Origin of the sequence: Streptomonospora halophila, from assembly GCF_039542725.1 — a bacterium.
GTDB lineage: Bacteria > Actinomycetota > Actinomycetes > Streptosporangiales > Streptosporangiaceae > Streptomonospora > Streptomonospora halophila.
Genome location: NZ_BAABIK010000048.1, coordinates 1 through 26163 on the forward strand (window position 1 = coordinate 1; position 26163 = coordinate 26163).

Below are 26163 nucleotides of genomic sequence, written 5' to 3' on the forward strand. Positions count from 1 at the left end.
GGGGGTGTGGCCCGTTTGTTCGGGTTGCGCCCCCGCCTTTTTTTATGCCCGAAAACAGCGGGCAGGTCCATCGGAGACGAACGGCTCCCGACAGAGCACTACTCCCCCGGCTCCTCCTCCGCGGCGCTCAGATACTCCTCCCAGGTCTGCCGTCCGTCAGCGTGGCCCGCCGCCAGGTTGGCGCCGCTGCGGAACGCGCCCGCGATCTCTCCCGGGAACGGGATCCTCTTCACCGGCCGCCCCCGGCCCCGGATGTGCTCGTACGACTCGGCGAGGCTTTCGATCGAGCGGACCTCGGGGCCTCCCATGTCGACCGCACGGCCCGCGGGTTCCTGACGCGCGATCCCGACGAGGCGCTCGGCCACCTCGTCGGCGGCGACCGGCTGGAACCAGAAACCCGCCGGCACGGGCACGACGGGCAGTCTGCCCGCTTGCCCGAACAGCCAGTCGAGAAGCTCGTGGAACTGAGTGGCGCGCAGAATCGTCGACGGAAGACCCGACTCCTCGATCAGCTCCTCCACCGCGAGCTTGCCTTTGTAGTAGCCCAGTGGAACGTAGTCGATGCCGACGATCGATATATAGATGAAGTGGCTTATCCCTGCCCGCGCCGCCGCGGTGATGACGTTCGCGCCGGCCGATACCTCTCCGACGGGCGAGTCGGCTACGTGTGCGCAGTGCACCACGGTGTCGACTCCCTCGAGGGCGCGGTCGAGCCCTCGGTCCGCGGCGAGGTCGCCGGTGATCCACTTGGCGCCGTCCCCCTGCGCGGGTGCCGCCCGGCGGCTGAGGACGCGGACCTCCGTGTCCTCGTCGTCCGCCAGGCGGCGGACGATGAGGCGCCCGAGCGTCCCTGTTCCGCCCGTGACCAGTGTCTGTGTCGGTTTGTTGGCCATGGCAGTGATTCTCCTCCGCAGTCGCCTGTCCGGGTCCGCCGCCGCGCCGGATCGGCGCGCCACGTTCGCCGCTTTCCGCGCGTCCGTCGCACCGCTCCCCCGGCCCTCGACCGCCGTGTTCGGCGCCTGAGCGCGCGGCCGCGATGAGCCGTCGGCCCGCCGCCGGCGGGAGGCAGGCAACGATACCCGGCTCTTCCCCCTCGCCCTACCCGCTTCGGCACAGATGTGTGTCCTCACCCTGTGAATAGGCGCAACGGACTGTTAACTCCTGGCATGGTTGTCGTTACGTCGACACGTCCAGGAAGTCCAGGAGGGATTGCGCGATGCCGCTCACCGTGGACGATGGCCGGCTGCGCGCTGCGCGGATGCACGCGCAGCTGCTCATGGGGCCGCCTGCCGCGGGCGTCGTCGGTGCGGTGCGGGGCGCGGCCGCGCTGCAGGCGCAGGACGCGCAGGCGCTGCGGTTGGCGGTTCGCGCCCGGACCTCCGGGCTGACCACCGCCGATGTGCGCAGCGCGGTGGCCGAAGAGCGGTCGATCGTGCGCACGTGGGCGATGCGCGGCACCCTGCACGCGCTGCCGGCGTCGGACGCCGGCTGGATCGTCGACCTGCTGGGCCCCGTCTTCGTGCGCAGGTTCCGCAGGCGGCGCCTCGAACTGGGCCTGGACGACGCGTTGTGCGAGCGGGCCGAGCGCGCGATCCGCGAGGTGCTCGCCGGCGGCACGTGCCTCCCCCGCGAGCGGCTGGTCGAGCAGCTGAACAAGGCCGACGTGCCCGTCCCGGCCGAAGGCCAGGCGCCCGCTCACCTGATGGCCTACGCGGCGATGCGGGGCGTGGTCTGCCGCGGTCCCGACACCGCGGGCGGCGACGGCGGCGAACCCACCTATGTCCTCATGCGCGAATGGGTCGGTGAGTGGGAGGCGCGCGATACCGGTTCGGCGCTGGCGAAGCTGGCGCGGCGGTACCTGTGGGGCTACGGACCGACTGCGCTCGAGGACTTCGCGGCCTGGTCAGGGCTGCCGGCCCCGATGGCGCGCCGCGGATGGGAACTGGTCGCATCCGAGGTCGCCGAAGTGGCCACAAGCCGCGGGCCCGCCTGGGCGCCGCGGGAGTTCGCCGAAGCGCTGCCCACCGCCGGGCCGACACCCGCCGTCCGGCTGGTCGGCGCCTTCGACGCGTGCCTTTTGGGCTACAAGGGACGCGACCTCGCTGTGCCGCAGCAGTACGGGGGGCGGATCGCGCCGGGCGGCGGGCTCGTGCATCCGGCGGTCCTGGTGGACGGTCGGGCCGTTGCGCGGTGGAGCTGGGGGCGCGGGCGCGAGTCGGTGGTCGTCGAGCCGTTCGCGCACCTGCCGGCGGAGCTGCGCGGACCGCTGGAGGCGGAGGCGGCCGACATCGGCCGATTCCTGGGCCACGGCCGGACGCGGCTGGATGTGCGGGAGGCGGCGGGGGTCCACTGACCGGGGCGTCGGCTTCGCCGATGCGGAACCGGGGCCGCCGGAGCCCTCACTGGATCGGCGCCGAACCGGCGCAGGACCGCGCCAAACCGCGCCGAATCGAGGGCGGACCGCGCCGGATCAGCCGGGCCCCGACTGCGGATCCGCAGGGGAGGATTGCCGGCACGCGCGTGCCGCACGGCCGGCGTCCGCGGCCGGACACAGTCGGCCGTGCGACGGGAGCGGGGCGGATCGGGTGCGGAACAGGTGCCACTGAGGCCTATCGGGGCCCGACACGCGCCACCGCACGCGGGAGGTAAAACCGCGCCCGCGCGTTACCGAATCAGGCTTCGAGGGGTTCGGGGCTGAGGGCTAGTCGTCGTCGGGATCGGCACCCGCGGGGGTCTCCATAAGCTGGCGCACCAGCGCCATGAACTCTTCGTCGCTCATCGCGGCCCAGTCCACACGCTCGTTCATGGTGGCCGGATTCCCCGGATTCAAGATCAATAAGCCTGAATCAGACCTTCCGCGGGCTAATTCCCGGTAAACGATTGTGGCGTGCGATGTCTGCCGAGCGCACAGGTACAAAAGAGGCCTGAGCTCGTCGCCTCCGGCCGGGTGCGGCCACCGCGGTGCGCTACGGCCGGCGGGCGTCAGAACCGGCGGTTCACCGCGCCGCGGCACTGGGGGCAGCGGCAGCGCTTGTTGTAACCGGTCAGGGTTCCGTGGGGGATGTCGGGGTCGCGTTCAGCGGTGAGGGTTGCGTCGAGCTGCTCGCCGAAGGTGGTGAGGATTCGCGCCGCGGAGAACACGCGCTGTGGGCTGACACCGAGGTCGCGCGCCGCGTCGTCGATGTGGACACCCTTGCGCAGCTTGGCTATGAGGCGCGAACGCGTCGACGGGGGAAGCTCCTCCTCGGCGTTCGCGATCAGCTGCTCGGTGTCGTCGATCGGTTGGCTCATTGAGTTCCTTCACCTGTGCACGGGTGCATGCTCCCGTCGGTCCTTCTGCATCGTACGCGGTCCCTGCGACGGTTCGGCGCAGGGCCGTGGCCGACCGTGACAGCGCGGTCACGGCGAAGAGGCGTCGAGAACAGGGCCGGAAAAAGGGGGGGAATAGGGACGGGCTCCGGCATGGTTCCACCGGTTCGGAGAGGCCGTCCCGGTCCCCCCGGACGAGGTGCGCCGTACCCGGTCAGCGACAAGACGGCGCGGTTCGGAGGGGTCATGGCCTGGCTGCTGCTCGTTCTGTCCGGTCTGTTGGAGAGCGTCTGGGCGACCGCGCTCGCCGCGTCGAACGGCTTCACCCGTTTGTGGCCGTCCGCCGTGTTCGCTGTGGCGCTCGCGCTGAGCATGTCCGGCCTCGCGCTCGCGCTGCGCTCGATCCCGGTGGGTACCGGGTACGCCGTCTGGGTCGGCATAGGCGCGGTGGGAACGGCGATCGCGGGCATGGTGTGGTTCGGGGAGGCGGCGAGTGCCGCACGGATCGTGTGCCTGCTGCTGATCGTCGGCGGGATCGTTGGGTTGAAGCTGCTGCACTGAGCCGGGGCGGGCGGGAGCAGTGGGGAGAGGGGTACCGCGCGTCTCCGCCCGGGACCCCTGCGGGCTGCGGCGAACCGGTACGGGCTGCCGCGCGTGATCGGGCGGTCGCACCGTCGCCGTCCGGGGCGTCCCGAAGACGTCCGGTCGCGGCGGCTCGGGCGGGCACTCCGTTCCTTACCGCATTCGGCTGTGCCATGGAACGCGATCCGGGCAGCACGAATCCGCGTGTCACGATCCGGTCATCGCTCGCCGGCAGTCCGCTCCGACGGCCATGCTGTCCTGCAATTTTCCCTGGTCGCACACTGTCACTTCCGAAGCGCCCGCGAGCAGGTGCGCGGCGACTTCCGCCGGCGAATAACCCGTGGTCGGACGCTGATTTCTAGAAACGCATTGCTAGAGGCTAGACCGAGTGCTTCTCTGGAGCCACGTAGCCAGTACTCAGCGTGTACGGGACGGGCGCCATGACCAGCCCCACTGTTCGCCGCCGGCGACTCTCCGCGGAATTGCGCCGCCGCCGCGTCGAAGCGGGAATGACCCTCAGCGATGTGGCCGATGTCCTCGAATGGTCTCCCGCCAAGCTCGGGCACATAGAGACCGGCATCCGGAAATGGCCGTCCGTGATGGAGGTGTCTGCGCTGCTGAAGCTGTACGGGGTCACCGGCGGCCAGCGCGAGGCCATCCTCACCATGGTCCGCGAGTCGCGGCTGCGCCCCTGGTGGACGGAGTACGAGGACGTCATCTCCTCCGCCTACGTCGGCAACGAGGCCGGAGCCGTCGCGATCGAGACCTACGGCGGGATGCTCGTGCCGGACCTGCTGCAGGTGCCCGAGTACACGGCGGCGCTCGCCCGCTCGCAGGGGCACGGCGCCCTCGGTACCGAACGCATGGTGGCCGCGTTCCTCAAGCGCCAGGAGGTGCTCGAACGCGACACCCTGGAGCGCTACCACGCGATCGTGGAGGAGGACGCGCTGCGCAGGGTGAGCGGCGACTCCGCCCTGCTGCACGCCCAACTGCGCCGCCTGATCGACCTCGGCCGCCGCCACGACCGTGTCGTCATCCGGCTGCTGCCCAGCTCCGCGGGCCTGCACCCGGGCAGCGCCGGCCCGTTCACCGTGCTGGAGTTCGACGAGGGCGAGGCGTCCCTGGCGTTCGTCGAGGCGACCCACGGCGGCGGGATCGTGGAGTCCGAGGACGGCGTCGCGGCGTGCCAAGACGTGTGGTGCCGCCTGGTCGCGGCGACCAGTACGCCCGAGGCCACAGTCACGACGCTCAACCGGCTCGCCCTGCTGACATGAGGCCCCGGCCGCATCGGGCGGGAACGCGCCGACGGGTTGCTAGTCTGCGGGGGAGACAACCCCATAAAGTTCTCTAGTGGCGCCTTCCGCACAGCGGACGGGAGCCCGGCAAGGGAGCACCCGGCCGCGCTCCCCGACCGGCGGTGGCGTACACGTCCCGTTATCACTATCCGAGACCAAGAAGGGGTGCACACCATGAAGAAGATCATCGTTCTGGTGCTGGTGGCGCTCGGTGCGTTCGCCGTCTACCGCAAGATCCAGGCGGACCGCGCCGAGCTCGACCTGTGGACCGAGGCCACGGCCGGCGACAACTAGCCGGTATCGGTCCCACCGGCCACGGCGCGGTACACGCGCCGGTGGCTACTTCGGCGTACCCGGAGTCGTGGGCGGACGTCGTCCCCTGCGGCCCCCACGCTTCTGGGACCGCCTGCGAGTGGTGCCTCCTCCACCCCGAGCGCTACGCCGGAAAAGAGCGACCGGCACTGCCCGCCACACGGTATGATCGACACTGATCAAACCGGGGCCATAGCTCAGCTGGCAGAGCGCCGGTTTTGCATACCGGAGGTCAGGGGTTCGACTCCCCTTGGCTCCACGCCTTTCCTCGCAGGTCAAGCGAGCAACAACGGCCGCCCGGGTCACGCACCCGGGCGGCCGTCGTGTGTTCGGGTGCCTTTTGCGCGTCCGGCGTTGTCGGCGGTGATCCCCTCGGTCGCCGCTCGGGCGCGCGGTGTGCCGGCCCCTCGGCTTGTGTGGCTTGCCGGTCGGAGCCGTCGGTATCGGGGCATCTCATCCGGGGGCGGGAGCAGCCGTTGAAGCGGTCGCGCGGCGCATGGGCATCGTGACCGGGCTTTGTTCGCGGTTGCGGCGAGCAGCCTCTACCCCGTGAGTCGCTGACGTGCACCGCGGGATGCACATGCTGTTGCGTCGGCGTGATCGGGACGGCGGGGGTGTGGCCAGCGGTCTGCGCTCGCGGCGTCGAAAGCGATCCTGAGCGTGCGGACGGCGCCGGGGCGCAGATGCTAGGCGGGCTGCTCGGGGCGCGCGGTAGCGGGGGCGGGGGTGTGGACGCGCGGGAGCGGGCGCGGGGCGGGGGACGTGCGCGGGCGGGGGCGGAGGGCGGTGCGCGAGCACATCCGGCAGGGGCAGGCGGGGTGCTGTGCGTTCATCATGGTCCGATTGTGGCGGCTTCCGGTGACAGTACTGATGAGTAGCCGTACCCGGATCCCCCGCATGGCCGAACGCGGTCACCAGGGAATACGGGAGCACGGCCGCGCTCGGTGCCGGGCCGGTGCCGATGATGCCGCCGGGCGCGGGCCGGGCGCCGTCGAGGAGCGGGCAGCGATCGGCACGGCCCTGCTGCTTCCCTGAAACCGCCGCGAAGCGCCGCGGCACGCCGTAGGGGCCCCGCTCCGGCTACCCGCCCCCTGCTCCTCCGCCGACGCGAACCGGGCGGTTCGCGGGTGCGTGGTTCAGGGTGGTCATCCGCCGGCGAGCGGGGCGGCGGTGCGTGCGGGTGCCGGAGCGGGGCCGCCGGGTGCGGCCGATCAGCTTTCGGCGTCGCGGACCAGGTAGGCGAGCTCGACGGAGCAGGCCGCCCCCAGGTTGCGCACGGGGCTGGTCAGGTAGAACTCGAACCGGCCGCCCCAGACCTCGCTGTCGCCCTGGCCGCGCTTCATCCAGGTCAGGTCGTGCTCAGCCGCCCAGGACCGCAGTTGGGCGTGGGCGGCGTCGAGGCGCTCGGGGTCGCCGATGTGGGACAGCAGCGCGTACTCGCCCCCCGGGATCACCCCCGGCACCACGCGTCCGTCCCCGGCCACCGGCTCGCCGATCGGCGTTCCCACTTCCAGGATGTGCTCGCGCTCGCCGCCGCCGACCACCCAGTAGCGGAAGAACGGCGGCCCCGCGGCCGGTATCCCATTGCCCCGCAGCCAGTCCCGGACCTCGGTGACGAGCGCGGCGGCCTTGCCCCACTCGCGCGTCGTCACCTTGGTCGGAATGGCCACATAAGGCTGCTCGGTAAGTACTTCGTGTCTTGGCACATCGGTCATCGGTTCCCCCCGGTTCCGCTCACCGCCACCGCCGCCGCACGGCGCCCTGCGGCCGCGGTGGCTCCGCGACTGCATCTGCTCGGGACTACGTGCCAAACTCTCCCTGTTCAGGCGGCCGATGGCCCGTAGGCACACGGCGGAATGCCCCGAGAATGCTCAGGCGGTGTTTTCGCGGAGCCGCAGGTCGCAGGCTCGGTGCCGGGGCGCCGGCGGCCGGTTCGCCCGTCCGGCGCGGCATCCGTGCCCCACCCGCGCCCGACCTGCGCCCGCGCCCCACACCCGCGCCACCACCTGCGCCCGCGCGCCCCGCCCCGCCCCGCCGTCCGGCCGGACGCATTCGTCGAACGGGCGCAACCGCACCCGGCGGACGGGCCGTAGACCGCATAGTCTGGAAACCCGAAGGGGCCCCCGAAGCCGCTGAACCAGGGAACGGTCAGGGGCTTCCCCCATACACCGCGCGCGGTCGGCGGCGCATGATGGAGGCGGGAAGTTATCCGCGGTGCCGCCGGCGGCGGCCGAGCGTCGAGGAGTGAGGGTGGCTGTGTACGAACCTCCGTCTCCACCGCCCGCGGGCGGCAGCCGGGACCCCGTCCCGCAGCGCCGCCGCAGCGGGGGCCAGGAGCTGCGGCTGACCCACGCCGACCGCGACACCGCGGTCGAGACCCTGCGGGAGTGCTACGCCGCCGGCCAGTTGGACGAGGACGAGTTCGAGGAGCGCCTCGGGCTGGCCATCAACGCCAAGTTCCCCTCCGAGCTGGAACCCCTGCTGACGGATCTGGTGCCGTCGCAGCAGCGAAAGGTCGGGCGGATCGCCTCGGACAAAGAGGACAAGGAGAAGGAGGGGCCGCGCTCCGCCTCCGACCGGATGCACGCCAGCCTGGGCCACTTCTCCGGGTACTTCACCTTCATCGGCCCCCTGCTGCTGCTGGCGACCAGCCGGGACGTCTCGCCGTTCGTCCGCAGGCACCTCACCGAGGCGCTGAACTACCAGATCACCGTCGCGGTCGCCTCGATCGCGGCGATGGCGCTGGGCTTCCTCATCCTGCCGCTCGTGCTGTGGGGCTTCATGATGCTCGGCTGGATGTTCATGCCGGCCGTCGCCGGCATCACCGCCCTGATGGGCGGCGAGATGCGCTACCTCTTCACCTGGCGTCCCGTGCGCGACAAATCCGAGCAGGGAGCCTGACCCCCCGGACCCGAGCGTGACCGCTCCCTGGCCCCGGCGCCGCGCGCCGCCGCCGCGCGCCCGCCGCTACCGGACCGCGCCGCGGTCCGGTAGGCGGCAGGAAGCAGCAGGGGCGACGCACCGAGCCGCGGCGGCCGTCTCGAACACACGAAGGCCCCGCCGACATCGCGGCGGGGCCCGTTTCGTGCGACTCGGGTGTCACCCCTGCGGTCACGGGGTTACGCGTCCGTTGAGGTCGCTCGCGGCCTGCTTGGCCCCGGAGGCCGTGGTGTCCTTCGCCTCCTGGGCGTCCTCCTTGAGCTCGGCTCCGGTGCCGGCCACCTTCTCCTTGGCGCTCTTGGCCTTGGCGGCGAGCTGGTCGCGGGTCTCGCGGACCTGTTCGCGCGCCTGGTCGAGGTTCTCCTGCCAGCGGGCGTCCTGGGCGGCCTGGCGCAGCCGGACCACGCCGTACACAGCGGCTGCACCGGCGACGGCCGCGCCGGCGATGAACAGGGTGCGCGGCACGCGGCGGCCGCCGCGGCGCGCCAGGATTCCGCTGCGCTTGGCCTTGCGGGGCTCGACCCGGCCCGCCGCGTAGCTGAGGAGGTCGGCCACGCGGGGAGCGACGGTGTCCTCGACACGGTGGGCCGCGGTCTCCAAGCGGGGCGCCGTCCATCCGCGGGCCTGGTAGAGGCGCTCGGCAGCGGTCTGCCTGGCCTGGTCGGCGTAGGGGCCGAACCGGTCGGACTGTTCGCGTGCGAGCTGCTGCAGTCGGGCCATTGCCGCCTCAGTCTCGAAGCCGCCCTTCTGGCGCTTCAGCGTTCTGGGCACGGTGACCTCCTTTTCCATTCGTCTCCGTGTGCCCCTGCCCTATGGCGGAGCACCTATGCGCGCGGTGTCGGCGACGTAGGTCACCGCCCGGGCCGCCCGTCGTGGAACCGCCTCCGTATCCAGGGACGACGCGGAGCTCGGCATTCCGATTCCGGCGTTATCCCCGTGTTATCCCAACATACTGCGGATCGGTCGGATGGCCGCATGTTCAACACGCTTACCCGCGACCTGGCCGCAGGTGGCCTCCAAAGTCCGCCGCGGGCGGCGGGCGGGCGGCGGCGTGTACGGGCGGCGCCGCGGCCGCCGGCCCCGCGCGCAGGGCCGGAACGCGGTCGGGCCACTGCGGGTAACGTGGATCGGGCAAGCGAAAACTACGGAAAGGCGTACCCAGGTGTCCGAGGTCATAGCGCGGTTGAACACCAACCAGGGGACGATCGTCGCCAAGCTCTTCGCGGAGCAGGCCCCCGAGACGGTCGAGAACTTCGTCGGACTCGCCGAGGGGACGAAGCAGTGGATCGACCCCACCACCGGCAAGCCCAGCACCGCGCCGCTGTACAACGGTACGATCTTCCACCGGGTCATCGACGGCTTCATGGTCCAGGGCGGTGACCCGCTGGGCAACGGCCGCGGCGGCCCCGGCTACAAGTTCAAGGACGAGTTCGACCCGTCGCTGAAGTTCGACCGCCCCTACCTGCTGGCGATGGCCAACGCCGGGCCCAACACCAACGGCTCGCAGTTCTTCATCACGGTGGGTACCCCCGACTGGCTGAACCGCAAGCACACCATCTTCGGCGAGGTCGTCTCGGGCACCGAGATCGTCGACACGATCTCCAAGGTCGCCACGAACGCGCAGGATCGTCCGCTGGAGGACGTCACCGTCGAGTCCGTCGAGATCGAGCGGTCCTAGGCGGCGGCTGCACCCATGGACTCCTCCCCCGTTGACGGCTCGGGACCGGGCGCCGCGGAAGTTCCCACCTGCTACCGGCACCGCGATCGCGAGACCTATCTGCGGTGCTCCCGCTGCGACCGGCCGATCTGCCCCGACTGCATCCGCGAGGCGCCAGTCGGCCAGCACTGCCCGCAGTGCGTCTCCGAGGGAAACCGGGACGTGCGGCGCTCGCGCACCGTCTTCGGCGGCCGCGTCGCCGCCCGGCCGGTCGTCACCTGGGCGCTGCTGGCCCTGATCGGTGCGGGGTTTGTGGCCCAGTTCGCCTCGCCCGGCCAGTGGCTGTCCTCCCAGTTCGGCATGAACGGCCAGGCCGTCGTGTTCGGAGGGCAGTGGTACCGGCTGGTCACCTCGGCGTTCCTGCACGTCGGGGTGATGCACCTGCTGTTCAACGGGCTGGCGCTGTACATCGTGGGCCAGCAGGTCGAGACCGCGCTCGGCCACGCGCGCTACACGGCGCTGTGGGTGCTCAGCGCCGTGGGCGGTTCCGTACTGAGCCTGCTGCTCGCGCCGGAGTCCTGGTCGGTCGGCGCCTCGGGCGCGATCTTCGGGCTGTTCGGCGCCGTGTTCGTGATCGGCCGCCGGCTGCGGCTGGACATCCGGTTCATCGTCGGACTGCTGGTGGTGAACCTGCTCATCACGTTCCTCGTGCCCAACATCGCCTGGGCCGGGCACATCGGCGGTCTGGCGGTCGGCCTGCTGCTGGGCGCCGCCTACGCCTACCTGCCGCTGGGCACCGAGAGCGCCGGTGCGGATCGGCAGCGCCGACAGGCGCTTACACACTGGCTGGCCACCGCGGGAGTCGCGGTGCTGCTGGCGGTGGTGGGGGGCGCCGGAGTGGCGCTGCTCAACGCGGGGATCGTCCTGTTGCCCGCCTGACGCGGAGGGCTTCGCCGTGTGTCTCCGGGCGGGGTGCCCGGAGACACACGGGCATACGAAATACAGCTACCCACAGCTTGTGGATAACTCTGTGGACGGCTGACTGTCCGGTTGTCGGTGAATACGCGGCGCGACGCGCCGTTCTGCACGCGGCGTCGGCCGGACGGGCCGCGGCGGTGTGTGCCTTCGCCGGAAGCGGCGAGCGGAGACGTCCGGCGCATCGCGGCGCCGGGGCCCTGCTCGCAGAGGCCGCCGCGGGACGGCGGGCCCTGCGTGCGGGCGGGTCTCCATCGGGTGGACGGTGGAGGTGGGCGGTCTCCGAAGAGCCCCGGCCACCAGGACGCTCAGCGCGTCAGTGCCAGCGCGTGCCCAGGATGAGGGCGAGGATGATCCCGCCGAAGCCGATGGCCAGGTTCCAGTTCCCCAGGTCGCTCATGTAGGGGATCATCGAGCCGGCGATGTAGTACACCGCGATCCACAGAACGCCGAGCACCATCAGCGTGACCAGCGTCGGCAGTACCCAGCGGGGACTGACCTTCGGCTTGGCGGCCGACGGCGGCGGCGTGTAAACGGCCTTCTTCTTGCGATCGCTGCGGGACTTGGGCACGGTCGCTGCTCCAAATACGAATCGGCCGGGAACTACGGATCTCGGTTCCTATCAGTCTACGCCCAACGGAGCCTCCACGGGACGTCCGCGGCGGCCGCTCTACCGGCTGGAACGCCTGCGGCCTGCGCGGAAACCGTTCCAGCCGGGCCCAGAACCCTTCGGCTCCCGACCCGGCCGGAACGGTGCACCGGCGCCCCATCGGGCGGATCAGCCCTCGTTGGGCGGCCACGGAAGCCCGCTGGGCCACCCTTCCGGCGTCTCGGACTCGCCGCCGCCCGGCGGGGTCGGGGTATCGCTCGGTGTGGGCTGCTCCGGCTCCTCGGGTTCGGTGGCCAGCACCACGGTGACCGTGGATCCGGGGTCGACCTCGGTGCCGGCACTGGGGTCCTGGCGGATCACCCGGCCCGGGTCGACGGAGTCGCTCGCCTCCTCCTGGAAGCTGGCGGTCAGCCCGGCGTCATCGAGGGCGCTCTGCGCCTCCTCCTGGGTCATGTTGGCCATGTCGGGTACGGCGACCTGCTCCGGTCCTGTGGAGATGACCAGGTCGACGGTGCTGCCGGGGTCGGCGGACTGGCCGCCGCGCGGACTGGTCCGTACCACCTGCCCCTCGGCATAGGACGCCGACGCCTCCTCGCTGGTGTCGCCGATCTCGAACCCGGCGTCCTGGAGCGCCTGCTCGGCGCTCTGCTGGTCCTGCCCGACCACGTCAGGAACCTGCTTGGAGCCCGGACCGGCGGATATCTGCAGCTCGATCTCGTTGCCGGCGGTGCTCATCTCGCCGGCGGGCGGATCGGTGCCGATCGCGTTGCCCTCTTCGACGTCGTCGCTGTTCTGCTCGTCGACGGTGACGTTGGTGAAGCCCGCCTGTTCCAGCTCCTGCTGCGCCTCGGACCTCGACATCCCCGACACATCGGGGATCTCCATGCGCTCCGCGGGCTCCTGGGTGAACAGCCAGACGGCGAAGCCCAGGGCGGCCACGACGGCGACGGCGAGCAGGATCCACAGGGCGGTGCGCCCCCCGCGGCGCTCGTCGCGGCCGTAGTAGTCGTCATCGTCGTAGTCGTCGCGCCGGTCGCGGTCGTCCACGGGCGGAAGCGCGGACGTGGCGCCCGCAGGGGCGATCGCCATCGTGCTCGCCTCGGTGGGCATGCCCTGCAGACCGCGCTGGATGTCCTGGCGCATCTCCTCGGCGGTCTGGTACCGCTGGTCGCGGTCCTTGGTCATCGCGCGCAGCGTGACCTCTTCGAGCCAGGCCGGGATCTCCGGGTCGACCTGGGAGGGCGGCACCGGCTCCTCGCGCACGTGCTGGTAGGCGATCGAGACGGGGGAGTCGCCGGTGAAGGGCGGCTGACCGGTGAGCAGCTCGTAGAGGACGCACCCGGTCGAGTAGATGTCGCTGCGAGGGTCGACCCGCTCGCCGCGGGCCTGCTCCGGCGAAAGGTACTGCGCGGTGCCGATGACCTGCGACGTCTGGGTCATTGTGGCCTGGTTGTCGTTCATCGCGCGGGCGATGCCGAAGTCCATCACCTTGGCTTCGGCCTGGCGCGTCAGCATGACGTTGGCCGGCTTGATGTCGCGGTGCACGATGCCGTTCTGGTGGCTGTACTCCAGCGCGCGCAGGATCCCGTCGGTCACCTCGGCGCAGCGCTCGGGCAGCAGCCGGCGGTCGTCGTCGAGCAGCTCCTTGAGGGTGCGGCCCTCGACGTACTCCATGATGATGAACGGGATCGCCAGCCCGTCGACCATGTCCTCGCCGGTGTCGTAGACGGCGATGATCGAGGGGTGGTTCAGTGACGCCGCCGACTGCGCCTCGCGCCGGAACCGGGTCTGGAACGTGTGGTCGCGAGCGAGATCGTGGCGCAGTGTCTTGACGGCCACCATGCGGTCCAGCCGCAGATCACGGGCGCGGTAGACCTCGGCCATGCCGCCGCGCCCGATGACTTGGTCGAGCTCGTAGCGGCCGCCGAGTAGCCGTGGCTGTGACATGTCGTGAACTGTTCCTCGTAATCCGCGCTTCGGGCGTCAGCCCCGCGCCTGGCGAGTGTCGGTCGCGTCGTTGCCGGTCAACCTGTCTCCGAGCCGCCCCCTGAGGAGTCGCCGGTATCTCCGCCGTTGCCCGTCTCAGGGGTGCTCCCGCCGTTCGCGGGCGGGGTGCCGCCGCCTCCGGGGTCGCCGGTCGAGGGCGGCTCGTCGTCGCCGGTGGGCTCGACGGGTTCGTCCGTCGCTCCGTCCCCGCCGGTGGGCTGGCTCGTCGGCTGAGTCGAGGGTGTTTCAGAAGGCTGCGACCCGTAGTCCGTCTCGTCGCCCTCGGGCGGCGGGTAGCCCTCTACGCCGGAGTCCTCGTCCGACGTCTCCTCCTGCGTGTTCGACGGCTGAGGCTCCGATGCGCTCTCCGACGTGTTCGGCTGCTGGTTGCCCACGTTGTTGCCCTCGGCCTCGGGCGTACCGAAGTAGCGGCCCGCCCAGACCACGCCGAGCACGAGGACGGCCGCGGCCGCCACGGCGGCCAGCACCAGCGGGAGGCTCGCCCGGCGCCTCGGCGACGAGGCCTCGGCAAGACTATCGTCTCCGTACCGGCCGGTCGCAGGCCCCATCCCACCGGCCTGCATCCCACCGGCCTGCGCACCCCCGGCCACGGTGGACATCGCGTCCGGCGAGGTCGTCGGGGCGACACCGGCGACCATCGTGTGCGCCGGGTCGGGCAGGTCCATGGCCGTGGTGGAGCCGCCGAGCGCGGCGTCCATGCCGTTGCGCAGGCGCTGGGCCGCGGCGGCCACATCGCCGGCCGACGCGGGCCGGGCCTCGGGCGACTTCTCCAGCAGGCGCTCCACGAGCGCGGCGGCCTGGGGCGGCACGTCGGCGGGCAGCGGAGGCGGCGGTTCGCGGGTGTGGGCCAGAGCCAGGGCCAGCGGCGTGTCGGCGGTGAAGGGCGGCTGGCCGGCCAGGCACTCGTAGGCGACCACGCCCAGCGCGTAGATGTCGGAGGCGTGGGTGGCCGGGCGGCCGGACGCCTGCTCCGGCGAGATGTACTGGGCGGTGCCCATCACCATGCCGGTCTGGGTGAGGGTGACCGACTCGTTGCCGCGGGCGATGCCGAAGTCGGTCAGCTTGACGGTGCCGTTCTCGGTGACCAGCAGGTTGCCGGGCTTGATGTCGCGGTGGACCACGCCGCGGGCGTGCGCCGCCGCCAGCGCGGCCGCCGCCTGGCCGACGATATCCAGCGTGACGCTGGGCTCCAGGCCGTCGTTGCGGCGCAGGATCGACGCCAGCGGCTCGCCCGGGACGAGCTCCATGATCAGGTAGGCGTGGCCGTCCTGTTCGCCGTAGTCGTAGACCTGGGCTATGCCGGGGTGCGACAGGCCGGCGGTGATGCGGCCCTCGGTGCGGAACCGCTCGCGCGAGGTGGGCTCGGCCATCTGCGCGGGATGCAGCAGCTTCACCGCGACCTCGCGGTTGAGCAGGGAGTCCTCGGCCCGCCAGACGGTCCCCATGCCGCCGGAGCCGATCTGCTCCTGGAGCCGGTAGCGGCCGCTGAGCACGGTGCCCGCCAGGGAGCCCGGGCCGGGGGAGCCGGCGTCGTTCTCGCTCACTCGTTGATCACAGCCTCCATCATGTCCTGCGCGATCGGAGCGGCCAGCGTTCCGCCGCTCGCCCCGCCGTGCTCGACGACCACCGCGATGGCGACCTGGGGGTCCTCGGCCGGTGCGAAGGAGATGAACCAGTTGTGTGTGGGACCGCTCGCGGTCTCGGCGGTACCGGTCTTGCCGGCGACGTGGATACCGGAGATCGCGCCGGCGGGGCCTGAAGCCTCATCGCCCTCGGTGACGCCGATCATCATCTCGGTCAGGTCGTCGGCGGTGCCGGAGCTGATGGCGTCGGGGAAGGCGACCTCGGGCTGGGCGGCCTTGACCTCCTCCAGATTGGAGTTCTGCACGGACTCGACCAGGTAGGGCTTCATGACGTCGCCGTCGTTGGCGACACCGGCGGCGACCATGGCCATCTGCAGCGGAGTGGCCTGGATGTTGGCCTGGCCGATGCCGGCACGGCCCAGGATATTGGGATCGGTCTCCACAGGTGCCGCACTCTCGGTCACTTCCAGCGGGATCTCCATCGGGCCCTGGTTGAAGCCGAACGCGGACGCCTGCTCGCTGAGCGCCTGGCCGCCGAGGTCGATCGCCCAGTTGGCCATCGACGTGTTGCAGGAGATCTCGATGGAGTGCGCCAGGGAGTCGGGGGCGCCGTCGTTGCACGGCCCGCCCCAGGCGTTGGGCAGCGGAGCACCCAGATCCAGGCTGGCCGGCGCCTCCTGCGTCGACTCCGGGGTTGCGCCGTTCTCCAGCGCGGTGGCCGCCGTGACCACCTTGAAGGTCGACCCGGGCGGGTAGACCTGGTTGAAGGCGCGGTTGAGCAGCGGCTGCTGCTCGCTGGCCTCCAGCTCGGTCCAGTTCTTGGCCGCCTGGTCGGTCTCGGTGACGCTGGCGACGCTGTTGGGGTCGAAGGTGGGCGAGGAGTAGGAGGCCAGTACCGCCCCGGTCTTGGGGTCGAGCGCGACCGCGGCCCCGTTCTTGCCCAGCGCCTGCAGCCCGTCCATGGCGGCCTGCTGCGCCTTGGCGTCGAGAGTGAGGTAGACGTCGGCGCCCTCGGGCTCCTCGCCGGTCAGCATGTCGCGGAAGTTGTTCACCGCCAGCAGCTCGTTCGAGCCGTCCAGGAACGAGTTCTCGGCCCGCTCGATGCCGGTGGCCGAGCCCGCGCGGAACGCGCCCACCACGGGGGCGTACTTCTGACCGTTCTCGTAGTGGCGCTGGTACTGCTCGCTGTCCCCGCCCACCGGCTTGGAGTAGGCGACCTCCTGGCTGCCGACGAGGATGGAGCCCCGGTGCTGAGTGAGGCTCTCGATGAACTGGCGCCGGTTGTAGGGGTGCTCGCGCAGGTGCTCGGCCTGGAACGTCTGGATCCAGGACACGTTGAGGAGCAGCACACCGAAGAGTGCCATGGTGAAGATCGCGAGGCGGCGGATTGGCTTGTTCATCGTGAGATCACCTGTGTCGCGCCTTCGTCCTGGATGGCCTGCGGGGCCGGCTTGCGTGCGTTGTTGCTCATCCGCATCAGCAGCGCCAGCATGATCCAGCTCGACAGGAGGGCGGAACCGCCCTTGGCGACGAAGGGGATGGTCGCACCCGTCATCGGGATCACCCGGGTGACGCCGCCGATGACGACGAACGTCTGGAAGGCGATCAGGAACGAGATGCCCGAGGCGAACATCTTGATGAAGAGCTCCTTGGAGGCGAGCGCGATGCGCATGCCGCGCTCGACCAGCAGGGCGAGGGCCAGCAGCATCACCATGACGCCGGCCAGCCCCAGCTCCTCTCCGAAGGCGGTGAAGATGAAGTCGTTCTGCACCTCGGGCACGTAGCCGGGCTTGCCGCCGCCCAGGCCGGTCCCCGTCATGCCGCCTTCAGCCAGCGCGAACAGGCCCTGGACGAGCTGCTGGCTGTTGCCGGAGACGTTGCAGAAGGAGTCGGGGTTGGCCATCGCCTCGTCGGTGCAGTACACGTCCGGGCGGAACGCGTCGAGCCAGGTGACCATGCGCACCCGGAAGTGCGAGACGAACGGGTAGATCAGGGCGCAGGCGCCGAAGAACGCGGTGAGCCCGATCACCAGCCAGTTGGCGCGGTGGGTGGCAACGTAGATCATCGCCAGGAATGTGCCGAACAGCATCAGCGAGGTGCCCAGGTCGTTCATCAGGATGACCAGGACGATGATGCAGAAGCCCCACATGACGGCCATCGGCGCGGTGTCGCGGGCCCGCGGGAGGTCCAGCACCTTCAGCGGACCGATCTTGACCTGTCGCGAGGCCAGGGCGAGCACGTCGCGCTTGGTGACCATGTAGCCGGCCAGGAACACGACCAGGGCGATCTTGGCGAACTCCGAGGGCTGCAGCGTCGTGACCCCGAGGTCGACCCACTGGCGGGCGCCGTTGATCGTCTGGCCGATGCCCGGGATGAGCGGCATGAGCAGCAGAACCACCGCGCCCAGCGCCATGATGTAGGGATAGCGCTGCAGGGTGCGGGGCTCTTTGAGGAAGAAGACGATCGCCGCGAACACGGCCATGCTGGCCGCCGTGAGGATCAGCTGGTCCAGCGCACTGCCCTTGCTGGTGTCGCCGGTGGCCTCGAACAGGCGCCAGAGCATGGCGATGCCCAGGCCGTTGAGCAGGGTCGCCAGCGGCAGCAGCAGCGGGTCCGACCACGGCGCGAAAAAGCGGATGAAGAAGTGCGCGAGGAGCGCCAGGCCGCCGAAGAGCACGCCGAAGACGAACAGGCTGGCCGGCATCTCCCCGTTGCGGGTGAGGCCGGCCTCGATCATCGCGAACAGCGTCGTGCCGACCGCGATCAGCGTCATCACCAGTTCGGCGTTGCGCCGCTTGACCGGTGGCAGCTGCGTAGGGGCCTCGGTCGCCAACTCACTCCCCTCCTGTTGAGTTCTCGACGGCGTCGCCGCTCAGCGTGTTCTGCGCGGTGCCGCGGTTCTGCTGCTGGGACTCCTGGCCGTCCTGGCCCTGCTGTCCGGAGTCGCCGGACTCGAGCCCGCAGGACTCGGGGTCGGAGGCGCAGGCGTCCGCCTGCTCGCGCAGTTCGCTGATGCGGCCGTCGACGTCGCCGCGGTCGAGGGGGATGGTGGCGTTGACGGAGCTGCGCTGGTTCTCGGGCAGCCCGTCGAGGGGGATGTCGGTCTTCTGGATCTGCTCGGCCAGTTCGTAGCCGGCGACGTCGGTGTTGAGGCCCTGGTAGACGGCGACGGTGGACCCGTCCTCCGAGGGGCCGATGAAGTACTGGTTGCTCAGGTACTGCGAGCCGAAGTAGAAGCCGGCCGCGGCGATCGCGACGACGATGACCAGGAACGTGACGACCATCGGCCACCACCGGCGGGTGCGCCGCTCGGGCCCGGGCTCGGGGGCGGCGGCCTCGCGGACGTCCTCGGCGGGCGGGATGCGGTCCATCTCGGCGGTGTCGCCGGCGGAGCGGTTCAGTCCCTGGGCGCGGCCGGCCGGGGTGTCGGGGGTCATCACCGGCTCGCGGCGCTGGTCGGCGGCGCCGACGACCGCGGGCTCCTGAGTGGGGCCGCCGGGGTCGGTGGCGGTGTCGATGACGTCGGCGACCACGGCCGTGATGTTGTCGGGCCCGCCGCCCCGGTTGGCCAGGTCGATCAGCCGGCGCGCGGCGGCGTCGGGGTTCGGCTCCGACTCCAGCGTCTGGCGGATGGTGTCGGTGCTGACGACACCGGACAGGCCGTCGGAGCACAGCAGGTAGCGGTCGCCGACGCGGGCCTCGCTGACGGACACATCGGGGTCGACCTGGCTGCGGCCGTCGAGCGCGCGCAGCAGCAGGGAGCGCTGGGGGTGGGTGGCGACCTCGTCCTCGGTGATCTTGCCTTCGTCGACGAGGGTCTGCACCAGGGTGTGGTCGTGCGTGATCTGGCCGAACTCCTCGCCGCGCAGCAGGTAGGCGCGGGAGTCGCCGACGTGGATCATGGCGACGCGAGCCCCCGACCAGAGCATGGCCGTTAGGGTTGTGCCCATGTTCTCCAGGCGGGGCTCGTCCTTCACCCGCTGGGCGAGGGTGGAGTTGGCGTTCTCGACCGCCTGCTGGAGGGAGCCGACCATCTCGTCGGTGGTGGGGACGTCCTCGTCCAGCGCCCGCAGAGTCGAGACGGCGATGGCGCTGGCGATCTCGCCGCCGGCATGACCGCCCATTCCGTCGGCGACCGCGAGGAGGTACGGGCCGGCGTAGGCGGAGTCTTCGTTGCCTTCGCGGAGGCATCCTACGTCGGAGTACGCCGCGTATCGGAGAGCGATTGTCATTTGCGCAGTTCCAGGACGGTTTTGCCGATGCGGATGGGTTGTCCGACCGTAATGGGCTGAGGGCGGGTCAGCCGCTGCTGACCGAGGTAGGTGCCGTTCGTCGACCCGAGGTCCTCGACGATCCAGCGGCCCTGGTCGGAGAAGATGCGGGCGTGCCGACCGGACGCGTAGTCGTCGTTGATGACGAGTGTGGCGTCGTTGGCCCGGCCGATGACGATCGGCTGTGACGTGAGGTTGAGCGAGGTGCCGGCGAGCGGTCCCTTGGTCACGACCAGGGCGCGCGGCTCGTTGCGGCGGCCCTTGGGGGCGCGGGCCGGCCGTGCGGGGCCGGAGGACCGGCCCTCCTCGCTGCGTTTGCTGCGCTTGGACTTGCTCTTGGCGGGGCCGAGGAGGTCGGTGCGGATGACGCCGACCGCCATGATCACGAACAGCCACAGCACGCAGAGGAACGTGATCCTGATCAGCATGAGGGTCAAGTCGGACATTGAACTGCTCTTCAGCCCCTGTCGTGCTCCGGCGAGGTGGCGATCATCGGAGCCGCCACCGCGTCTAGTCGGCGTCGGACCCTAGGAGATCGTGGCGGAAAAGCCGAACGAACTCAATGGAAGGGGATCCTAGGGGCCGTCGCCGGTGATTCGGCCGCCGCCCGCCTCGCCAGCGGGTGGCGTCTGTTTGGGTGGAGACCTCTCACCGTCTGAGACGCGGCGAGAGTCCGTTTGGTTGCGGGCGTTCGGGCCGGGGGAAGCCCGAACGGGGGTCGAGGTGGCGGTTGTCGTGTCAGTCGCGGCGGAAGGTCATGGTGGTGCGGCCCAGGCTGACGCGGCTGCCGTCGATCAGTCGAGCGCGCTTGACCTGCTCGCCGTTGACGAAGGTGCCGTTGGTCGAGCCGAGGTCGACGAGGACCGCTTCGTCGCCCTCCACGCGGATCTCGGCATGGTGGCGGGATACGCCGTTGTCCACCAGGCGCAGGTGGCAGTCGGTGCCCCGGCCCAGCAGGGTCACCTGGGTGTTCAGCACGAACGACTGCTGCATGCCGTGGCTCTCGACCGAGCCCTCGGCGGTCGCGCCGCCCGGCGAGATCAGCAGGCGCGGCTGGCCCTGGACATCGGCGGAGCTGCGCGGCTGGTCGCTGACCGGCTGGCGGATCTCGCCGCTCTCGACGGTGGAGCCGCGGATCACCCCGGAGCGGATGCGGAAGCGGCCGATCTGCAGGTCGGCCTCCGCCTTGAAGTGCACCCGCACGGGGCCAACGAAGGAGTACCCCTGCTCGGTCGCGTAGTCGCGCGCGAGTTTTGCCAGCTCCTGCCCGATCGTGTCGGCCAGGGCGTCCATCTGTTCGGCGTCCTCGCCTGAGAGCTCCACGACGAAGTCGTTCGGCACCAGGGTCCGGCCCTGGGCGACGATTGCGGCGCGCTCGTCCATCTCCCGCTGGACGGCGCTGGCGATCTCGACCGGTTCGAGCTTCGACTTGAAGGCCCGAGCGAAGGTGCCTTCGATCATGCCTCCAAGCCTGCGCTCGAAGCGTTGGAGCACTCCCACGAGGTACCTCCCTTACTCCACTCCGGATGTACTGACGATCGTAACCGGGTAACAGCACCCTTGGACTCACGCGCGCCATCCGGAGGGCGATCCGGTAGGGCACGGCGTCCCGCCGTTTCGCGGGGTGGAGTGCCGCGAGGGAGGAGGGAAAGCGTGCACAGACCACCCGGCGTCCGTGCTAATCTTGTTTCCGTCGCCGAGCGGAGACGGAACCGGACCCCCAGGTCGGAATCGGCCCCGGCGAACCCACTCTATATGTGTGCAATCATATATGTGTCACTCGGGCGGGTGGCGGAACGGTAGACGCGCACGGTTCAGGTCCGTGTGTCCGAAAGGATGTGAGGGTTCAAATCCCTCCTCGCCCACCAGCAGACGGGCCCTGCCGCACCAGGCGGCGGGGCCCGTCTCTTTTTCGGTCCCGGGTCCGCCCGTTGCCGCTCTCCTCCCCCGCTCGGCGTGTGCGCAAGCGGGGCCGGATGCGGCCCGCCTGACCGCGCGCAGGCGCCCGCACCGCCGTGCGGTGCGGGCGGCCGGGCGCGGCGGCCTTCGCGCGGTCAGGGCGCGAGCACGGCGCCCAGGTCGTCGTAGCGCTCCATCTCGCAGCCGTCGGTCCTGGTGACCTCGGTGTCGATCCGGGTGTCGCCGACGTGGCCGGTGATCCGGGCGACCTGCGGGCCGCCGTAGACGAAGGTGCACGGGGTGTTCTCGGGGACCTCCTCGAACGCCTCGGCGCCGCCCGCCTCGGCGAGATCGGCACAGGCCTCCTCGGGGGCCGGATGGTCTCCGCCCGCCGGACCGCAGGTGAGCCGCCATTCGCGCGGCTCCGCCGGCGACGGGCTGGGCACCGGGGAGGGGTCGGCCGCGCCGCTGGGCTCGGCGCTTGCGTCGGAGGATATGTCGATAGTGAGTTCGGTCTCAGGCTGGGGGCCTTGATCGCCGGACGGAGAGGTCGCCGCGCCGCTCGGAGTCGCCTCCGGCGGCGTGCGGACCTCGGACGCACCGCAACCCGCCGCGAAGACGAGGGCGAGCAGGGCGGCCGATGCCGGCGCGGCCGCTGTAACAGGTGGGCGCATACCCTGTTCGACGTGGCGGGGCCCCGTCGGGTTCCCTCGGTCACGCCCGCGCCACGCACTGTCGCCGCGCTGCGGGCGCGGATCCCATCGGCTTCCGTGGGCTTCCACCCGAGCTCCGCCGCACCGCCCGGTATCCCCGGGACCCGGGCCGGAGGAGGCGGACCGCGCCCGCGCAGCCGCATGAGCAAAGTCGAGGAGTATCCGGTGTTCGCTGAGAGTGTCCCCGTGGTCGAGGTCGGTTCGGTGCCGCCCGACGGCTACCTGCTCGACGTCCGCGAGGACGACGAGTGGGCGGCGGGCCACGCGCCCGACGCCGTGCACGTCCCCCTGAGCAGGCTGGCCGAGCTGGCCGGCGAGGTCCCGCAGGACCGGCAGGTCTATGTGGTGTGCCGGGTCGGCGGGCGCTCGGCGCAGGCCGTCCAGGCGCTGAACCAGGCCGGCTGGCAGGCGGCCAACGTCGCCGGCGGCATGCAGGCCTGGGCGCTGTCCGGGCGGGCGATGGTCAGCGAGACCGGGGAGGCGCCGCGCGTGGCCTGATCCGGACGCGCCGCACCTGAGCACGGACCGCGCCGCGCACCGCCGTCCGCCCACCCGAATTTTGGGGAATGGCGAACCGCTCGGGCGGGCGCGGGTGGCACTATGTCGAGGTGGCTCCCGATCACTTCGCCCCCAGCGCCGACGCCGTCCTGGCGTGCGCCGCCGACGCGATCGTGGCCGTGGACACCGACCTTCGTGTCGTGCTGTGGAACCCCGCCGCCGAGCGCATGTTCGGCTGGACCTCCGCCGAGGTGGCCGGGCGCCCCCTGCCGATCGTGCCCGACGAGCTGACGGCTGAGCACCACGCCATCCTGGAACGGGTGCGCGCCGGCGGCCCCGTCTCCATCGTCAGCCGCCGGCTGCGCCGCGACGGCAGCGTCGTCGACGTGCGGATCGACAGCAGCTCCCTGCTGGACGGGCGGGGCAGGCCCGCGGGCTGGATCAGTGTCTTCCACACCTACGAGGAGATCGGCGCGGTCCAGAGCCACATGACCGAGCGGGCCCGCCTGGTGCGCCGGCTCACCGACGTGGTCGCCGACATCAACGCCGACCTCGACCTCGACGCGGTGCTGGACCGCATCGCCCACAGCCTGACCGAGCTCACGGGCGCCGACGCCGGCGGGTTCGCGCTGATCGAGGACGACCAGCTGCGGCTGGTCAGCCTGACCCAGCTCTCCGACCACCTGCGCGGCTACCAGGCGCCCCTGGAGTCCAGCCTGTTCGGCGAGCTGCTGCGCAGCGGCAAGACCGTCCTGCTCGCCACCGACGACACCCGGAGCCTGGACGACCTCATCTGGGCCGACCTCGAAGGCCTGCACACGATCGCGCTCGGCGTCTCCAACGTGCAGGGCAGGCCCTACGGCGCGCTGTACGCGCTTTACAGCAGGCGCAAGGTGGGCCACGTCGAGCTCGAACTGCTGGAGCTGCTCGCGGCGCACGCCGGGGTGGCGCTGGGCAACGCCATGGCCTACCGCGAGATCGTGCGCCAGCGCGCCCACGAGCACGCCGTCGTCGACTCCAGCGCCGACGGCATCGCGGTGCTGGGCGCCAGCGGCCTGGTACGCAAGTGGAACCGCTCGGCCGCGGAGCTGACCGGCTACGCCATGGCCGATGCGGTGGGCCGACACCCGCCGTTCCCGCTGCCGGCCCGCCAGGGCGAGAACATCCGGCACCGCCTGGACAACGGCCGGTGGCTGGAGATCCTCATCACCGACATCCCCGAGACCGGCGAGCGCGTGGTGGACTTCCGCGACATCACCGAGGCCAAGGCGCTGGAGGAGGAGAAGGACCTCTTCCTGGCCACCGCCGGGCACGAGCTGCGCACCCCCATCACCGTGGTGCAGGGCTTCGCCAGCACCCTGGTGCGGCGCTGGGAGCAGCTCGACGACGAGGCGCGCCGCAGCGCCGTCGACACCATCGCCGAGCGTTCGGGGACGCTCGCGCAGCTGGTCGAGAACCTGCTGCTGGGATCGGACGCACGCGAGGCCGAGCTGAAGACCGGCAACGCCCCCTTCGACCTGGAGCGGCTGCTGCGCGACTGCGCGACCGCCTTCCAGCCCTTCTCCACCCGGCACACGCTGGAGCTGGAGCTGCCCGATCTGATGCCGTTCGCCGTCGGCGACGCCGCGGCCACCGACGTCGTCATCGGCCAACTTCTGGAGAACGCGTTCAAGTACTCGCCCGAGGGCGGGCGCATCGTGCTGCGCGCGGCCGTCGAGGGCCACTGCGTGGCGATGAGCGTCGAGGACGAGGGGGTCGGCGTCCAGCCGGGCGACGAGGAGCGCATCTTCGGGCGGTTCGTGCAGGGCGAGGCGGGCGACCGCCGCAGGTTCGGCGGGATCGGGCTGGGGCTGTACATCGCCCGCCGGCTGGCCCGCGCCCAGGGCGGCGAGGTCACGGCTCAGGCCCTCGACGGCCATGGCACGCGGATGAGATTCACATTACGTTCCGCGCAGGTCGGCGGGCCCGGCGAGCCCGAAAACCCGGGCCAGTGACCGTTTCGCGCGGCCGGAGGCCGCGACCGTTCGCCGGCCGGTAGGAGCCGCCCGGCAGACGAGCGGCGACGACGTGTTTCCGATGTGGGCGAACGGGGCATTTCGGCCCTGGCAGAGTCGCATGGCCGGGACTTTGCCGCGCACCGACCAAGTGAATAAGGGTTGGATTGAGGTCGGGACGTGGGCGGCAGGCTCGTGCTCCCGCCGCTTGCTGGGCTACACCGGACGCGCGGGAGTGTGCGCGTCGGGGAACGGGAGAAGGACGTGTCACGAGTTGTACTGCTGCCGCACGCGGCGTCGAGTGTGACGAGCGCGCGCCGGCGGCTCTGCTCTGATCTGCGGGCCTGCGGAGTCGACAACACCAAGGTCGACGACGCGGCCATCGTCCTGAGTGAACTGCTGAGCAACGCCCTGCGCCACGCCTCCTGCCTGCCCGACCCCTTCCCTCCGGGATGCGTCGAGGTGAGCTGGGAGCTCGGCGACGCCTCCGCGGGCGGCGCGCGCAGCGGCTGGCTGGAGGTCACGGTGCGCGACGGCGGCGCCCAGACCCTCCCGCGGCTGGCCCGCCCCTCCTTGTCGGGCCTCGGCGGGCGCGGCCTGGGCATCGTGGAGCACATCGCCGCCAAGTGGGGCACCGAGGTCGACGACCGGGTCACCACCGTCTGGGCCGTGCTCGAGGCGGCGCCGGAGCAGCCGGAACCGCGCGCCGGCGAACCGCCCGAGCGCGCGTCGGGGTCTGCCGGCGCCGCGCCCGCTCCGCACAGCGCGGGCCGCGCGGGCGAGCGGATATCGGCGGTGCCTCCGCAGCAGGCCGCCCGCGCCTGAGCGGCGCTCGGCGCGCGGGGCCGGACCGGCCCGTGTAGCCCGTGAGCGGGGTCTTCTCGCAGCGTGACCGGCGTGTGTGCGACGGCTGCCGTACCTCCCGCGGAACGTTCCCGATGTCCGAAACGCCGTCGCCGATGTGGCCTGTACTCCCCGTGGGCGCTACAGTCTCGACTGTGGAGTTGAAGATCTCGAGTCAGTCTCAAGGCGATAGCGCCGTCGTCACTGTTCGTGGCGAGATTGACCTCTATACGGCACCGCAGCTGCAGAGCGGGCTCGTCAACGCGCTGGAGGACGGTGCGCGGCGACTCCTGGTCGACATGTCGCGGGTGGAGTTCTGCGACTCGACCGGGATGAGCGTCCTGCTGTCGGGAATGAAGCGCGCACGCGCGAAGGAGGGCGACCTCGTCCTGGTCGCGCCCAAGCCCGCCGTCCGCAAGATCCTGGAGGTCACCGGGCTCGACGCCGTCTTCGCCGTCGAGGACTCCACCGACGCCCTTCCCCTGGCGGCCGAGTCCAGCCCTACGGCGTAGGCCGTGCCCGGTGGACCGCCGCCCTGCCGCACAGCCGCTGGGGGCGGTCGGCGACGGGCGGGCCGCGGGCCCTCGCCGCGCTCTGCGAGGCGCTGACCCCGGTCCCGACGCCGGGCGCGGCGCAGGCTGCCGATCAGGGGCGCGCCCGCGGCGGCGCCCGCGT

General features: G+C 71.3%; 24 protein-coding genes, 2 tRNA genes and 1 riboswitch. Of the genes, 13 read left to right on the forward strand and 13 right to left on the reverse strand.

Annotated elements, in window-relative coordinates:
• Positions 1-98: 98 nt before the first annotated feature.
• Positions 99-893, reverse strand: coding sequence for an SDR family oxidoreductase (locus ABEA15_RS24200; protein WP_345559312.1), 795 nt, complete (start codon positions 891-893; stop codon positions 99-101).
• Positions 894-1216: 323 nt separating this feature from the next.
• Here ABEA15_RS24200 and ABEA15_RS24205 point away from each other — a divergent pair, with 323 nt between their 5' ends.
• The gene (locus ABEA15_RS24205; RefSeq protein ID WP_345559314.1) at positions 1217-2353 is read left to right on the forward strand and encodes a winged helix DNA-binding domain-containing protein; all 1137 of its coding nucleotides are present in this window, start codon (positions 1217-1219) and stop codon (positions 2351-2353) included.
• Positions 2354-2982: 629 nt separating this feature from the next.
• Here ABEA15_RS24205 and ABEA15_RS24210 read toward each other — a convergent pair.
• Positions 2983-3291, reverse strand: a complete 309-nt coding sequence (locus ABEA15_RS24210; protein ID WP_344147182.1) for a hypothetical protein — start codon at positions 3289-3291, stop codon at positions 2983-2985.
• 187 nt (positions 3292-3478) lie between these two features.
• A riboswitch (guanidine-III (ykkC-III) riboswitch) is annotated at positions 3479-3544 on the forward strand.
• A gap of 11 nt (positions 3545-3555) precedes the next feature.
• Here ABEA15_RS24210 and ABEA15_RS24215 point away from each other — a divergent pair.
• The 4 genes from ABEA15_RS24215 to ABEA15_RS24230 all read left to right on the forward strand — a co-directional run bounded on the left by ABEA15_RS24215 (position 3556) and on the right by ABEA15_RS24230 (position 5757).
• The gene (locus tag ABEA15_RS24215) at positions 3556-3870 is read left to right on the forward strand and encodes a DMT family transporter (RefSeq protein WP_344147179.1); all 315 of its coding nucleotides are present in this window, start codon (positions 3556-3558) and stop codon (positions 3868-3870) included.
• Positions 3871-4400: 530 nt separating this feature from the next.
• Positions 4401-5165, forward strand: a complete 765-nt coding sequence (locus ABEA15_RS24220; protein ID WP_344147176.1) for a helix-turn-helix domain-containing protein — start codon at positions 4401-4403, stop codon at positions 5163-5165.
• A 195-nt stretch (positions 5166-5360) separates the two neighbouring features.
• Positions 5361-5480 carry a DLW-39 family protein gene (locus ABEA15_RS24225; RefSeq protein ID WP_217783044.1) on the forward strand — a complete coding sequence of 40 codons (120 nt, stop codon included), beginning with the start codon at positions 5361-5363 and terminating at the stop codon, positions 5478-5480.
• A gap of 204 nt (positions 5481-5684) precedes the next feature.
• Positions 5685-5757, forward strand: a tRNA-Ala gene (locus ABEA15_RS24230).
• A gap of 952 nt (positions 5758-6709) precedes the next feature.
• Here the strand turns inward: ABEA15_RS24230 and ABEA15_RS24235 are convergent.
• A complete protein-coding gene (locus tag ABEA15_RS24235) occupies positions 6710-7288 on the reverse strand; it encodes a GyrI-like domain-containing protein (RefSeq protein ID WP_345559324.1) in 579 nt (192 codons plus the stop codon).
• Between the two features lie 460 nt (positions 7289-7748).
• Here ABEA15_RS24235 and ABEA15_RS24240 point away from each other — a divergent pair, with 460 nt between their 5' ends.
• Positions 7749-8399, forward strand: a complete 651-nt coding sequence (locus ABEA15_RS24240; RefSeq protein WP_344147149.1) for a DUF1707 and DUF4870 domain-containing protein — start codon at positions 7749-7751, stop codon at positions 8397-8399.
• Between the two features lie 210 nt (positions 8400-8609).
• Here the strand turns inward: ABEA15_RS24240 and ABEA15_RS24245 are convergent, their stop codons facing one another.
• Positions 8610-9209, reverse strand: coding sequence for a hypothetical protein (locus ABEA15_RS24245; RefSeq protein WP_344147146.1), 600 nt, complete (start codon positions 9207-9209; stop codon positions 8610-8612).
• Positions 9210-9600: 391 nt separating this feature from the next.
• On the opposite strand from ABEA15_RS24245, the gene ABEA15_RS24250 reads away from it, so the two are divergent.
• Positions 9601-10116, forward strand: coding sequence for a peptidylprolyl isomerase (locus ABEA15_RS24250; RefSeq protein ID WP_345559317.1), 516 nt, complete (start codon positions 9601-9603; stop codon positions 10114-10116).
• Between the two features lie 15 nt (positions 10117-10131).
• Complete coding sequence (locus tag ABEA15_RS24255; protein WP_344147140.1) at positions 10132-11034, forward strand: rhomboid family intramembrane serine protease; 903 nt, start codon at positions 10132-10134, stop codon at positions 11032-11034.
• 352 nt (positions 11035-11386) lie between these two features.
• Here ABEA15_RS24255 and ABEA15_RS24260 read toward each other — a convergent pair whose 3' ends face one another.
• From ABEA15_RS24260 to ABEA15_RS24295, 8 genes are all read right to left on the reverse strand, one after another.
• Entirely contained in the window at positions 11387-11641 is a 255-nt protein-coding gene (locus tag ABEA15_RS24260) for a cell division protein CrgA (RefSeq protein ID WP_311546438.1), read from the reverse strand.
• Positions 11642-11848: 207 nt separating this feature from the next.
• Entirely contained in the window at positions 11849-13627 is a 1779-nt protein-coding gene (pknB, locus tag ABEA15_RS24265; RefSeq protein ID WP_345559319.1) for a Stk1 family PASTA domain-containing Ser/Thr kinase, read from the reverse strand.
• A 77-nt stretch (positions 13628-13704) separates the two neighbouring features.
• The gene (locus ABEA15_RS24270) at positions 13705-15231 is read right to left on the reverse strand and encodes a serine/threonine-protein kinase (protein WP_345559321.1); all 1527 of its coding nucleotides are present in this window, start codon (positions 15229-15231) and stop codon (positions 13705-13707) included.
• The gene (locus tag ABEA15_RS24275; RefSeq protein WP_344147129.1) at positions 15228-16670 is read right to left on the reverse strand and encodes a peptidoglycan D,D-transpeptidase FtsI family protein; all 1443 of its coding nucleotides are present in this window, start codon (positions 16668-16670) and stop codon (positions 15228-15230) included. The genes ABEA15_RS24270 and ABEA15_RS24275 overlap by 4 nt, the downstream gene beginning before the upstream one ends.
• Positions 16667-18043 (reverse strand): FtsW/RodA/SpoVE family cell cycle protein, encoded by a 1377-nt coding sequence (locus tag ABEA15_RS24280; protein WP_344147206.1) that lies wholly within the window; start codon positions 18041-18043, stop codon positions 16667-16669. The genes ABEA15_RS24275 and ABEA15_RS24280 overlap by 4 nt, the downstream gene beginning before the upstream one ends.
• A gap of 61 nt (positions 18044-18104) precedes the next feature.
• Complete coding sequence (locus tag ABEA15_RS24285; RefSeq protein WP_344147124.1) at positions 18105-19502, reverse strand: Stp1/IreP family PP2C-type Ser/Thr phosphatase; 1398 nt, start codon at positions 19500-19502, stop codon at positions 18105-18107.
• A complete protein-coding gene (locus ABEA15_RS24290; RefSeq protein WP_311546443.1) occupies positions 19499-19987 on the reverse strand; it encodes an FHA domain-containing protein FhaB/FipA in 489 nt (162 codons plus the stop codon). The genes ABEA15_RS24285 and ABEA15_RS24290 overlap by 4 nt, the downstream gene beginning before the upstream one ends.
• A 292-nt stretch (positions 19988-20279) precedes the next feature.
• On the reverse strand, positions 20280-21041 hold the full coding sequence (locus ABEA15_RS24295) for an FHA domain-containing protein (RefSeq protein WP_425573291.1): 762 nt from the start codon (positions 21039-21041) through the stop codon (positions 20280-20282).
• A gap of 282 nt (positions 21042-21323) precedes the next feature.
• On the opposite strand from ABEA15_RS24295, the gene ABEA15_RS24300 reads away from it, so the two are divergent.
• A tRNA-Leu gene (locus tag ABEA15_RS24300) sits at positions 21324-21409 on the forward strand.
• Between the two features lie 186 nt (positions 21410-21595).
• Here the strand turns inward: ABEA15_RS24300 and ABEA15_RS24305 are convergent.
• A complete protein-coding gene (locus tag ABEA15_RS24305) occupies positions 21596-22114 on the reverse strand; it encodes an SSI family serine proteinase inhibitor (protein WP_344147120.1) in 519 nt (172 codons plus the stop codon).
• A gap of 204 nt (positions 22115-22318) precedes the next feature.
• On the opposite strand from ABEA15_RS24305, the gene ABEA15_RS24310 reads away from it, so the two are divergent.
• From ABEA15_RS24310 to ABEA15_RS24325, 4 genes are all read left to right on the forward strand, one after another.
• A complete protein-coding gene (locus ABEA15_RS24310) occupies positions 22319-22651 on the forward strand; it encodes a rhodanese-like domain-containing protein (protein ID WP_344147117.1) in 333 nt (110 codons plus the stop codon).
• A gap of 110 nt (positions 22652-22761) precedes the next feature.
• A complete protein-coding gene (locus ABEA15_RS24315) occupies positions 22762-24645 on the forward strand; it encodes a PAS domain S-box protein (RefSeq protein WP_344147114.1) in 1884 nt (627 codons plus the stop codon).
• Positions 24646-24909: 264 nt separating this feature from the next.
• Positions 24910-25470 carry an ATP-binding protein gene (locus ABEA15_RS24320; RefSeq protein ID WP_344147111.1) on the forward strand — a complete coding sequence of 187 codons (561 nt, stop codon included), beginning with the start codon at positions 24910-24912 and terminating at the stop codon, positions 25468-25470.
• Between the two features lie 173 nt (positions 25471-25643).
• Complete coding sequence (locus ABEA15_RS24325) at positions 25644-26000, forward strand: STAS domain-containing protein (RefSeq protein ID WP_344147108.1); 357 nt, start codon at positions 25644-25646, stop codon at positions 25998-26000.
• Positions 26001-26163: the final 163 nt, after the last annotated feature.